Here is a 12,962-nt window from a genome sequence, read left to right as displayed (position 1 = left end):
ATAGGAACAGATTATTTGACTGCCCGTTGGGTCATAAAAGTTTTCCATGCGCCAAGGTACTCGTTAGGAACCGCCAAAATGAGTACCTTTCGAGGACGCGTGATACCGACATAAATATTACGCAGTTCTTCTTGCTCGCCTTCTTTGCAGCCATGGACCAACATAGTCGTGTAGTTAGATTTGTTGCCCGCTTTTTTACCTACCATCAGCAGAACAGCCTCAAATGTTTTTCCTTTTACAGAATGGATCGTGCCTAAAGTGAACGGAAAATTAAATGAACCATGAGTCTCCATGCCAAAGATATCGGTGATTCGTAAATTTGATCTTGTTTTTTTTACCTTCAACACTAAATCTTTGTTTGCTACTTTCAGAGCTTGGTTAGTTTGATCAACCCAGGAATTTAGACTCAGGCCTGTGGTCGCTGGCAACAGTCGGATTAGATCAAAAAGATAATCCCGATGTTCTCGGAAACCTAATTGTTCAATAGCGTTATTGATTGTTTGCTGGCTGAGGTGGTACCCCGGAAATTTGGCGTTACCCAAACCTTCCAATAGTCCCCGTTCGAGTAATTTGTAACCGGCTTTAAAATCGCTATTCTCTAACAAATATTTTCCACGGACTAATTCCCGCACAAAATAATGCTGGTTTTCCCAAGGAAGCTGGTCGTGTAAATCCAATGCCTTGGTAATACCCAAGTATTGTACAGAGTCCCTACCGCGATAGATTACCGCCACTTTTTCCCTGCACACATGAAAGTAAGCAATCCGCCAGACCAACGATTTCAACAAGTCTAAGCCCCAATAAACGCATATGTTAGAACTTATAATAAAACTTTTTAATCAAAACTATGCTTTCAATAGAATGGATTTAGATAATAAGAATGTGCTTTTAAAAGCAAACGCATTGGTTGCTGAAGGCAATAATGAGGGGTTTCTGTCTTTATGTACCGAAGATATAAAATGGGATTTTGTAGGCGACAAGACTTTAATAGGAAAAGAAGCCGTACGGGCATATATGAAGGAAGTATACGTGAAACCACCCAGGTTTGATGTTGAAAATTTAATAGCAGAAGGTGATTTTGTCACAGCAATCGGTAAAATCAGTACGAAGGACGAAGATGGAAAAATAATTGACTACGCCTATTGCGATGTCTGGAGTTTTCGCGATAATAAAATGGCCGAATTAAAAGCTTTCGTGATCGAAATCAAGCCCAATAAATGAATTTCCGCCAGTAAGTTTTTTTCATCACCGATTATATAACAATTCACACGGCTTAAGTTACTTAAAGCGTTCCGAATTTTGTATCTCATGTTGAGTTGAGCTTCCGCAATGGCTCGTCGCTATCCTGAAATGATTTCCTGCTATGTGGCATACAGGATTTATTCCGCAATCCGTATCCCGTGCAAAAGAGGTGCATAAGTAGCAACAAAATCAAGTTCCCTCACTTTTTCGGATTTACCGTCATTGATTTCGTAGTAGGTTTCACTGTAATGCGTTGCGTCGATGATTTTCAGGATACGCTTATCTTTTTTAACCTCGCCTCTGATCAACTCACTTTTTCCATAAAAGGTGAATTCTTGAGTCGTGGGATCATAAGTACCTGTTTGAAATTGAATATCACTCTCTATATGATTGTTAATAGAAGTCATCACAAATTTTTGCCTGACATTGTCTATCATGTCATTTAAAAAGCTACTAGGTGCAATCTGCTAGAAAGTAGTTCGAGAAATGTCCAGTAAGGGCTATTAGCCCTTGCTGGTCAATTTTCGAACTATCTTCTCGAGGATTTAAAAAAATTGCTTTATTATAAATGATCCTGTCTTGCTTGGACCCATCTTGTAAGTCCGAGAGGTATTGAATATTTAACCCGCTTGATAGTAATATTAGAGTATTGCTGCAAATGGTTTAATTGCTGAAATCTTAACGGTTTTCGATTGCTCCTATTATTTTGTTATGTCGTAGTAGTATTTAAATCTTTCTGCCGTCTCACTTGTCGATTGTAAATTATTTGTAAATGTCAAGTCAATAAGTTTTGAATTGATTTTCTGGCGGCTATCAAGCAACGAATAAATCGCGTCTGAGTTGATCATTTTGTTTTCTAAAACCGAAGTAAAATCAGGACAAAGTATATTTATGGTTTGCCCCTTTCGCTCAAAAGATAATTGTAGCTTTTTGCTACTGTCGTCTACACTAAACTTAATATCATTTAATGAGACAAGGGAATTTAAGTTATCTAACGATTGGCTGTCGGTCGCTGCCTCACTAAAGAGCTTTTTAACTTTCAGCGTGTCTGTAAAGTCCAAATTTTTGTTTAGCAAATAGATTGCAAAATTTGTTGCCAAAAGCTTATTGTTATTGAGTGTCTTAATGGCCAAATCTTTAGCGTTTTCATCCGAGGAAAAGTTAAACAATGTCGAATAAATTGGATCAAGCATTAGATTTCCGGACATCAGAGATTGTTGAGATATCGAATATTGTACGATATTCAATAATTTAGTTAGTCGGGTTTCCAAAAGATCTTGGTTGACGCCGTTAATTTGATCGCTCCTGAGGTAATTATTAATCGTTAAAGGTTTGAAATTGTCATTACTTCCCTTAATAAGAAAATAATTTCCAAACACTAAAAATAAATCTGTAAACTCATTGATCATTTCATAACTGAAATAGTTATCGAAAACCTGTTTAGTGTCCAATAATTTTAGATTGTCTATTTTGGACACATAATATAAAGGTTTATTTGCATCCTTTGTTAACGCGAAAGGAAACATGAGTGCATAAGTTGCACTGTTAAGGTTTTGGCTATAAAATAACGTAAAAAGATTTCTTGTTGGCTCGTAAATTTCCGTAATCTCGTTTCTTACAACCTCTTCATTTTTTAACTGTTCGTTTGATGAAACATAGAAGTAAGAATTATTTTTACCTATGGTAAAATCTGTAAGTCCTTGCAGACACTGCTTACATTCTTGTCCGTAATATGCCTGATAATCGGAATAGGAATTAAAGGATACTTTTCGCGATTTCCAAATGTCTTTTAATGTTTTACAAGCCTGATAATCGTTGTATAGCAAGGCTGTGGCCTTAACGTTAAGATTATCAACCTTCCAGTTAATGCGGTCTAATTGATTTCCCGTAAATTGGAAGGCTAAAACCATTGTCTTATACATATTTATCGTTATGCTTGCAAGCGTGTCCAGCTTTGTTTCAATAATATCTAAGTGTTGGTCTATTTTATCAAACCTTTTGTTCATAACCTCATACATTTGGGTGAGCATTTGCATTTCGGGGCTTGGAGTTGGTTTACTAAAAAGTCCTCCAATTCCAGAAACTATGCTTACCAAGCCTGTAAGGTCACCGGCATAAACACGCGCGATTCCGGTTGCAATTGATACAACATTCATCAGTTTCCCAACAGTTTGAGCTGCTTTTCCTTTTAGAATTCCAGCATTGACCAATCCCCCATAGGCAGCTTGCGAATAATTATTGATATCGCTCGCTACACTGATTATAGTTTCTTTAGTCTTAATGTCCTTTAGGTCTCCAAGTAACTTTTGCTTTTCGTCCGGCTTGAAAATGTTGTCAAAATGCCCCTTTTCAAGTGCGTTGATTTTTTGTGTGGTGTTGAGATTTTGGAAAGTATATCCGCTTAAGATGTCTATTTGAAATGAATTTTGCGCAATTAACTTATCATGTTCTTCTTGTATGGCTTTTAATTGTACAACATCATCTTTAAACTGGACCATCTCCTTTTCCAACGAAGCGATTTTGGTTTCATTCGCTTTTACTCTATCCTGAATATTGTTTAAAGTTTTGAAAATTTCTGTTTGGTTTTCTGTAAGTTCAGCAATTGAATTACCTAATTCTTTAAATTTGGTGTTTACTTCATTAGTTATTTGCTTTTGAAAATCGTCGATTTTAGTATTTACTTGTTGTTTAACTTCTTCGTATTGCTGAGTTGTCTTTAAATTTATTAACTGAATCTCAGCTCTATTTGCCGCAATAAAATCGTAAGCTCTTTTAGTAAGCTCTTTGTTAAATATTCCATATTGATCACGATTCAACGCTGGTATTTCGCCATGTGCTAACGCAAACATATCTTCAAAGGCCTTTCCGTCACTTGCTGTCCTTACATCTATCCCGTTTGTATACAGAAGATTAATTCGGTCTTTTATAAGTTTGTCAATATCTTCCTTATGTTCATTGACTCCCTCCTCAATTTCATGATCAACATAGAGCTCATACCCTTGCTGAATCGCCGGTGTTAAAAATTTGGTAAGGTATTTTGAAGGTATCGCATCGGCATAACTTCCTAAAACACTCAAACCATATTTTCCAATTTCTCTTCCAGTTTTCCAAAGAAATTCTTGTGACTCATAACGTTTTTTTGTGTTGTCGAGAGTCAAATTAAAATCCCTTATATACCCATCAACGTCACTCTGTTTCTGTAGTGGGTAAACAGCCTGGGCCTCGCTTCTTAGTGATGAAAAGGCGTTGCTGTAAGCAGGCTTACCCATTTCAATGTTGACCGAATTGATAATTTCACAGGATGAGTTTCTAATGTTATAATTTTTATAATTGTCAATCACTTGTTGACCTTTAACAATATTCCCTGATAGCAAAAAAATGATGCATACGAAATGGATAGTATTGTATTTCATATTAGTCATTTATCTTAATATAAGTGTATAGTGCAATATTTTTTGGTCTCGTTTCGATAATTGGGAGCGACGCGTCAGTAGCGGTTAACCCTCCGTAGGAATTATTGTATGCAGGTCGATCTCCAACAAAAATACTAACAGGTGGAGGATTTTGGAAAGCGCCCAAATTAAGCATGTATCCGGTTTTCATATCAATTGGATGGGTATGCTTTCCTACAGCATCTCCTTGATATTCTCCTACTGATCTTGCTCTCTTATTTTCTTTTGCGTATGGGTCTCCTTTTTCATCATTTCTATTCAAGTTTAAACTACGAATAAAAAGACCTCTAGCATCAGGTAAAGATGTTATTCCGTGTTTTGTGTTTAAATCAGAGCCTTGAAGTGGAATCTTATCATCCATTAGCGCCCAGCCATTACCATTTTCTTCTTTGAACTTGTCAGGCGGTAGGACAGAGTACTTTACATCTCCAATCGCTCCTATTGCTTGGTCGTTAGAATGTGTAAAAGCCATAATTGTCAACATTATGGCAATCGTAGCGATAATAATTACTGCATGTCTCATGTTTTTGAATTTTTTAATATTATGAAAGGTCTATAATTATTAGTGATCGATTTGGTAATCAAAAAACTTAAATAGCGTTCACCTAATCTAATATAGTTATAAAGTCGAGAAATTAAAATACATATAATTGATTTGCAGTGAATTAATAAAAATAGTCTAACCAGTAGAAATCATTTTTCTTGCACCCAGTTAAGGTCAGGGTTAATCGATAATCTTAGTTATCTGGTACGACGAGCAAACCTTTAAAGATCACTAAAATTGCTTCTAATTCAATGTAATCACTTTTGGTTTAGATTGCAGACGCGTTTATGGGAAAGCTGTTTTTTAAGATCAATCCAATATCACTCGCAAGGCTATCACGTGGCGTCCTAATATTGATGTGATCTTTAATCAATCAGATACGGTAGAAAAGCGAACATTGATTGGTCCGATTTATCCTGAAAAGCTAAGTTTTGACGGAAATGTTCATCGAACCGCCAAGATAACGGAAGCGTATTGCCTATGTGGCTAATAAACAATGAGGTAGGCATAACAAAAATCAGAAAATACCTGATTTTTCAAGCTTGTCCGATTCGGTAGCCCGAACAGGACTAACCTCGAACCGCCTATTAACTTCAATAAACGTGTTGTCAGCACTATAGATAATTATCAGTGGTTCGAGATTTTGAAAAAGTCCGATTCGGTTAGCAGATTATTCTATTAGGTGGTGTTATATTTAGTAGGCATTACAAAGAAGAACTTTAAAACGGTAGGATCGACTTTCACACTAGCTTTTCAATTAAATTTTGTTTGAACGCTTTAAATAAAGCGGATTCTGTTAATAAATTCGAGGGAGAGTTTTCCTAGTGTTGAAGCATTTTTAATTTTTTTGTTTTAAGGGAATACTTGCAGTTCAAATTCTTTTTTGAAAGGCTTACTCCGTCCAATTTGTTCTACGAACAGAAACACGTTTAGTATAACGATAGCCCTTTCAAATTGCTATAGGTAAGGTGTTGCATTCAGTGTTAGTGTCGTTAATAGAGTTTTTTGCTACCCCGACTATTTTGTCAAAATATTGAGCTGACTCAATTGCTATATTCGCGAGTTTTTCAGGTATAAATTCATTTTGTAAGGACGGGGTCATACCGTAAGTTCTAACATCTAATTCTATTCTAGCTAAGCCAAGCTGTCCCGCTGCCGATATATCATAAACGGTATTAATTTTTATATTACTTTTAACTTCACTTATTTTAAAAATGACGTAAACACCTACTCCAAAGGAGACGTTGGACTTTTGCCCTAGTGCATCGCATTCGTAACTTTTACTTCTCGCAAAATAAAATACATAAAAATCTGATTTTTTATCAAAGGAAAGAGAACTTCCAAAAGCACTAAGGCTACCCTGCGCATCTGTCTTAATTCTTCGGAAAACAAACGTTCCGCCGCCAGTCAAGGTAGAATATTTGGGAATACTAAAATTGCAGGTAGAATTAATAGAGAAATACTTTGAGTTATCGGCGTCGGTGGCAACATCGACATTGTTAATCTTAATTTTGGAAATTAACGAAGACTTTGTTTCGGTCTTCACTCCCAGTTTAAACTGTACAGAGTCAGCTTGGCCAAATGCCATAAAACAAGTTAAACAAAAGAAGGTTAGTGACAGGATTTTTTTCATGATTGTGATTTTTAGATTATGTGTAATATACGTAAATTTGAACATAAGCCATTTAATTAAGGGTAAACTACACCTTAAGCTGAATTCTCAGCATTCCAATATTAGTTTAAAGTCAAATAATTATTCCTTTGGATGATAAGATTGAAGAAATTCTAAGTGTATTCCTCGGAATTGTTGGTTATATCTACAGCCTTGAAAATCTCTTTTAGCAGAAAGCGCCTGGCTTAGCGATGGCCAACATTCAATGTAAATACATACATATTTTCCAATGATCTTTCGGATTGAAATAATGCCCACCCTATGGCCATATTCGGTAGTTTTTATATTCTTTAGAACACCAGCTGTTTTGGTACTGTAGTGAACCTCGATATTATAATCTGATAACAATTGCTATGTGGGATTATTAAATTCAAAAGACATATCACATTCAACACTGTTGAATTGTTGGGCAAATTGGCAAAATATTCACTGCTCCCGCTTGTACAACGATGAAGGCCGCTTTTCGCACAAATAAACTATAATTGATGATTATGGGGTTATTCGAACTTGCAGGTTAGGAATATTTGCTGTAGTTATCACATTGTATGGTCCAGAGCGAAGTTCGTAGTCCGAAACCTTCAAGCTGCCCGTTTGCTTTATCCAGTTTAGCAATTGATAAGCGCTGGCTGAATTATCGAACAATATTTGTTCGGCACTCCCGGCTTTGAACAGATGAAGAATATTCACGCCATCGGTGATCTCCCATGTCTTTACGGCTTCGCTTTCTTCTTTATCGAACAACTTAAATTTTGTCGGTTCCGAAATGGAGCCATCAAGATACGTTACTTCATCGTCGTATTCAGGCTCGGTTCGCCTTCCGTTTTCAGCTGTCCGGTACCGAAAATCGTAGCTCAAGTCAATGGGAACTTCTGGAGTTCCGGCACCGAAGTCCGGCCTGATCAAAACTGTGCCGGTAATGCCTACTTTTGACTGATCTGTATTAGCGATTGTTCCATCGTATAAACCAGTGAAATCAAGTACCGTTACTTCTTTGGATAGCTTCGACCGTAGTGTTACTTCCACTACAATATTGACTGAGTTACTTTCATTGGGCAGTGGCTGGTATACAACCTGGAATTTACTCTTACTAGCTAATGCGGCATTTAATCCTACGAATTTAGAAGCGAATGACTTTTCTTCAGTGAATGTTTTGCTGCTGGAAAAGGCTCCGGGTGCTTTACCCTGCACCGTGCCGGCCAGCGTGATTTCGGGAGAGAAAGAGGTTGAGGTTGTACTGCCAGAAGTAATCTTGCCGAGGTCAATAACCTGGGACTCAGTAGCGATTTTATCCCAACTGACAAATTCAACATTATTCTGAAGCGCCACCGGAATTTCCATTGTAAAAAGGATTTGCTGAAGTCGGTTGGCCCTTTCCTTGTCAACTTTTAACACGTTTAATACTATCCGTTTCTTCCATAAGAGAGTGCCTTTTGTCCCACCAGCAGTTTGGGATTCCTTAAGTGAGCCAGCCAACGCTGATACGAGTTCCTTTGGCGTTTTTGTCTTTGTGTTTAATGCTTCAACCAATGAGCCCTGCCCGCGGTCAGAAAGATCGGTGATTGTCTTGTTCGCTCCCGCCGTCGGATCAAGAATGAAAGCATTTACCTCAAAATACTTGGAAACCTCCGTCTTGGTAGAAAGCGTTTTAGTTTCTGCGATAGAGCGGTAGTACCGCATTACTTTGGGCGTTGTGCATGATGCCGAAATAACTATGGCGGCACCTAATAATAGCGCAAGCTTTTTCATATCTATGCCAGATTAAATGCCCCTGTTAGATTTAAGTTTTGTAGGCTAACTATTCTGAACTCAGCGTTATTCCCCGTTACACAGCTTTGCTTGAAGACAGGCGAAGGATCAACAGTACCAGGATAAGAGGATTTGGGAAGTTTGACGACCGTAGGGTTATAACAGTTCAAATTTTTGATGGCTGCTGTAGAGTCTGCTATCAGATAACATACCCAATCTCTTTTATTGAGATCCGAAGCTAAGACAAGTGCGTATTTCATGTGATAATGGGTTTGATTGTTACACTTAAAGATATAACAAATAAAATATAAATAAAATGTAAACTATTGAAAATCCTATTTTATAATAGAGCAATATGTTGATTATTTTAACATATGTAACAAGATCGTAGAGGATACGACACAAAATCCTTTTGTCATCGGATCGATTCCATTTAGCTTCGAACCAATCAATATCAAATGAGTGAACTGAGAAGCTTTTATTAATCACAAATTCGGATCAATAGAAGCACTGTAAACGGTGCCAAATCTACGAGCCTTATTTTTGTTGTCTATCATTTAACGGCGGTTGACAGACCAGGCAGGGCAGCGCGAGAATTCCGCAATCATGAAAAGGTTAGATGCTACCAGGGGATCTGATTTAAAAACATTTTCTAAGTGATGGCAGATTGCTTCCGGCCTGCTATCGAAGTTTCATTTTGGGGGTGGTAAAACGTTTGCTCTACTTTAAGCTTAAGTTGATGATCCGAAAGCCGAAATAGCCCATTCTAATGAAAAATATGACTTTCCATGTTACTTTTTTGACATTTTTATTTATGCCGGATTACCACCCTTTTCCCACTGTTTTCGCTTTCTAAAACCCTGTTCCTTTGCTCGTAAGAAAGTAATCTTAACCAAGCAAAGGAAATGGCACAAGCATCGATAAAAGATTCAGGATCAGTTGAAGCCACACCGCAAACAGCGATCAACTCCTTCAGAAAAGAGGAACCAGGATATGCTTTTTACCTCCGGGAACAAGGCATTTCATTTTCGCATATCGCGCCGTATCTAATCTCAGGCTCACCTGACGGTATTGAAAGCTGGCTTATCCATATATCGCTCGTACGCCAGCAATTTGATTCGTACATCAAACCAATCCTGAATTTGCTGCAATTGGAGCAACTGCCATTTGCTATTCCGGCAGACGCAGAACAGCACAATAACATACTGGTCGGTGCAAGCGGTTTCCAGCTCACCGGCAAGGTCATCTCGATCTATGTTAGCCCCGAAAAGGACTTAAGGAGATTATTTAATAAACTGACCGATCTTACCCGGGATTTATTCGGCCCGGCGATGCCATGCGCCTATCACCTTACCGGTGTCATTGCTATAAGTTACGGCCCATTATTAGGAAATTCAAATACCGGCCAGGTCAAAAAAACAATCTTTTACGGTTCTGCAATTGCAGATTCGCTAATAGCATTAATGAAAACTAATCGTCAAACCTGGCCGTTCCAGGATACCAGTCCGATCAAACCATACAAGGAAAGTCGCCTGCTTAACAGGCAATACATTCCGATAGAAACATTTAAAAAGGAACCGAAGGGCAATGTCATCAAAGCATTAAAGCTCAACAGTATTTACAATATGCAGTGGTGCGTACTGAAACAGGGCAGGCGTCACCAGAGTTTTGACAATAGTGGCCGGGATGCCAAAGACCGATTAAAATGGCAATACCGGATCCATCAGCAGCTTGCCGACCTGGGAATCCTTCCTAAACCGATAGCTTATTTCGAACTCCATGGCGACGGTTTCTTCGCGATGGAATACAAAGAATCTGTTTCCCTCATCGAAAGGGCTGCACAATTAAGTGAAGGTAAAACCTGGCGCACGATGTCCCGTGAAAATAAAAGAACGGTGATTGGCTACCTGTTACAGATTGTCAGGATAATAGGGATTTTCCACCAGGAAGGATTTGTACACCGGGATGTAACAGCTGCAAATTTTATAGTCCCAGACGAAGGACAGGTATTTGCCATTGATATTGAATTATGCTATGATTTGCGGAATGCTGCTCCGGAGCCACCTTTTACATTGGGCACGCCGGGTTATATGTCGCCGGAACAGGCGGCAGGCAAGGCACCCTCGAAAACAGACGACATTTATAGTTTGGGTGCTTTGCTAATGTCTGTGCTAAGCGGAGTTCTACCCAATAAGCTAAACCACAGCGATAAAGAGCTGCTGGCGATCAACCTGGCCTGGTTTATCGAGTCGAGCTCGGTGGTATCAATGATTGTTTCCTGCCTAAACCGCGATCCCGGATCCCGGCCCGCCCTCAACGACATCTGCCAGGTTCTGGAGCTTTATGAGATCGTTTTGCTTACGAATGATGATATCGGAAATGATCAATTTCCGTCGATCAGCCCGGGAACACCGGCGAACGTCCTGATCGAAGGCCTCAAAACACTTTGCTCCCTGATGCCAACTTTTGGTCTTGCTGAATTAACCATTCTGGTATTATTCAAAAGATATACTCAGTCGCAAATCCTGGATGACGTTCTGGCTGAAAGCATAAATACCTTGCTCAACTCCACCGGCTTCATCGAACTTCCGGAACTTGACTTACACTTGCTGGCCGCAGAAATTTCAGGAATGGAAAGCCACAGCGCCAAGCGGGCTCCCGATTTTATGTGCAGGAATTTTCCCGGGTCGTACAACACGGAGCCAGCTTTTTCGGCTTCAATTTCCAATGGCCTTTCGGGCAAAGGATTAAAACTACTTTACCTCATCGACTGTCCGGCACTTGTGCACGATCCGCGGCTGCTGGCCGGTATTGTACAACAAATTTCCACAATGCAACAAACCGATGGTTCCTGGACGACAAACCCCGTCGCGCCTAACGGAAAGGGATATCGGGTAACCGGTTTTTCCCATGGCGTTGCAGGTATTACCTACTTTTTACTGTGTTACTATGCCAAATACGGCCCGGAAGAATTAGGCATACGGATCAATGCCGCGCTAACATGGCTGAAAAATGAACGCAGGTCAGAGAACGGGGTGCGAACCTGGTCCGTAAGTGCAGATAACAAAGCGATCGATCCATGGCTCGAACACGGTTTTTCGGGCGTTGCGCTGACTTTTATTAAAGCCTACGAAATACTTGGTGTCCCCGAATATAAGCAGATCGCCACAGAAGTTCTTGCCGTCCATCCCATTCAGATTACCAGCAACTATAGTTCCTTTGGCAACGGGCTTGCGGGCCTTGGCGAAATCTACCTCGAAGCCTTCCGGGTATTCGGCGAGGAAGCGTGGCATTTGCGCGCAAGCGCAGTCCAGGGCGCATTGCTCAACAGTTGTTTTCGTGACCGGGGCCAATGTTACTGGCTCGACGGCGCACAACTTGAACCGACAGCAGATTTCTGGTCTGGAAACGCGGGGGTGCTCCATTTTCTGCTACGGTTATCGCATCCAAATGAAATCAATTTCCCTATTCAACTCATCAAATAAACCATGAAAAAAGAATTGTTGTACGAGCTTATTACCAGCCTGCTGGTATTGATGTTCCTTTATACAGGTTTCAGTAAAATACTGGACTTTAAGGATTTTGAAATATCGATGCGATTTCAACACCTGCCGGACTGGCTCACTTCGTCGATGACCTACCTGCTGCCCGGAATTGAGATCATCGTCGCGGCCTTGCTGGTGAGTGATAAAACCCGTATCGCAGGGTTATACGCATTCCTTATGATGATGAGCTGTTTTACCGGATATGTAGGCGCGGCACTGCTTCACCTTTTCCCCAAAGCGCCCTGCGCATGTGGCGGCGTGATCAAATCACTTGGCTGGGGGCCGCACTTTTTAATTAACCTGGCATTTGTATTCCTCGCGGCGATCAGCCTGCGGTACTATCGCCGGTTACAAAACATAACACGAACACCAACAGCCTCAGTGGCACAAGATATTTCTCGCGCGCGAAATCAGGTTAATACGGGTCCTGTGGTAAAACCCGTGAACATTTCTAAATATTAAAGACCATGAAAAAAATCAGAATGGGCCTGATGGCCATCGCAGCGTTAACCGGCTTGGGAAGTGCATTTGCACAAAGCCCCAAACCATTGGCAACAACCTATTACGCCAGGCAAACAGCCGGTAATGGCTTCCACTGGACCAAAACAGTTCCGAATCCGGGCACTGCGCAATGTTTAACGCAGACCAGCCGCATCTGCACCATTACAACCAGCGTGGCACCCACTGATAACGTAGTTCCTGCGAACCACACCCCTACCAACAAGGTATATATCAGTTTGTAATTGAAAAGACCATCTGCC

The 12,962-nt window shown here is 40.0% G+C and carries 10 protein-coding genes; 4 read left to right on the top strand and 6 right to left on the bottom strand.

The window, feature by feature from the left end; genetic code table 11:
- Positions 1-11: 11 nt before the first annotated feature.
- Positions 12-695, bottom strand: a complete 684-nt coding sequence (locus tag FHW88_RS25225) for a 3'-5' exonuclease (protein ID WP_176628399.1) — start codon at positions 693-695, stop codon at positions 12-14.
- 115 nt (positions 696-810) lie between these two features.
- On the opposite strand from FHW88_RS25225, the gene FHW88_RS25220 reads away from it, so the two are divergent.
- Positions 811-1,221, top strand: a complete 411-nt coding sequence (locus tag FHW88_RS25220) for a nuclear transport factor 2 family protein (RefSeq protein WP_255485427.1) — start codon at positions 811-813, stop codon at positions 1,219-1,221.
- A gap of 158 nt (positions 1,222-1,379) precedes the next feature.
- Here the strand turns inward: FHW88_RS25220 and FHW88_RS25215 are convergent, their stop codons facing one another.
- From FHW88_RS25215 to FHW88_RS25195, 5 genes are all read right to left on the bottom strand, one after another.
- A complete protein-coding gene (locus FHW88_RS25215; protein ID WP_176628398.1) occupies positions 1,380-1,679 on the bottom strand; it encodes a DUF1579 family protein in 300 nt (99 codons plus the stop codon).
- A gap of 264 nt (positions 1,680-1,943) precedes the next feature.
- Positions 1,944-4,655, bottom strand: coding sequence for a hypothetical protein (locus tag FHW88_RS25210; protein ID WP_176628397.1), 2,712 nt, complete (start codon positions 4,653-4,655; stop codon positions 1,944-1,946).
- A gap of 1 nt (position 4,656) precedes the next feature.
- The gene (locus FHW88_RS25205) at positions 4,657-5,217 is read right to left on the bottom strand and encodes a hypothetical protein (RefSeq protein ID WP_176628396.1); all 561 of its coding nucleotides are present in this window, start codon (positions 5,215-5,217) and stop codon (positions 4,657-4,659) included.
- Between the two features lie 970 nt (positions 5,218-6,187).
- Positions 6,188-6,871, bottom strand: a complete 684-nt coding sequence (locus FHW88_RS25200) for a hypothetical protein (RefSeq protein WP_176628395.1) — start codon at positions 6,869-6,871, stop codon at positions 6,188-6,190.
- Between the two features lie 528 nt (positions 6,872-7,399).
- Positions 7,400-8,656: a hypothetical protein gene (locus tag FHW88_RS25195; RefSeq protein WP_176628394.1), complete on the bottom strand. Its 1,257-nt coding sequence runs from the start codon at positions 8,654-8,656 to the stop codon at positions 7,400-7,402.
- A gap of 905 nt (positions 8,657-9,561) precedes the next feature.
- On the opposite strand from FHW88_RS25195, the gene FHW88_RS25190 reads away from it, so the two are divergent.
- The 3 genes from FHW88_RS25190 to FHW88_RS25180 are packed head-to-tail and all read left to right on the top strand — an operon-like array spanning position 9,562 to position 12,944.
- Positions 9,562-12,141, top strand: coding sequence for a lanthionine synthetase LanC family protein (locus FHW88_RS25190; protein WP_176628393.1), 2,580 nt, complete (start codon positions 9,562-9,564; stop codon positions 12,139-12,141).
- A 3-nt stretch (positions 12,142-12,144) separates the two neighbouring features.
- Positions 12,145-12,663, top strand: a complete 519-nt coding sequence (locus tag FHW88_RS25185; RefSeq protein WP_176628392.1) for a MauE/DoxX family redox-associated membrane protein — start codon at positions 12,145-12,147, stop codon at positions 12,661-12,663.
- 5 nt (positions 12,664-12,668) lie between these two features.
- Positions 12,669-12,944: a hypothetical protein gene (locus FHW88_RS25180; protein WP_176628391.1), complete on the top strand. Its 276-nt coding sequence runs from the start codon at positions 12,669-12,671 to the stop codon at positions 12,942-12,944.
- Positions 12,945-12,962 lie beyond the last annotated feature (18 nt).

Origin of the sequence: Mucilaginibacter sp. SG538B, assembly GCF_013376065.1 — a bacterium.
GTDB classification, from domain to species: Bacteria; Bacteroidota; Bacteroidia; order Sphingobacteriales; family Sphingobacteriaceae; genus Mucilaginibacter; species Mucilaginibacter rubeus.
The sequence above is the reverse complement of the archived record's forward strand: the minus strand, read 5'-3'. Positions and strand labels throughout refer to the sequence as shown.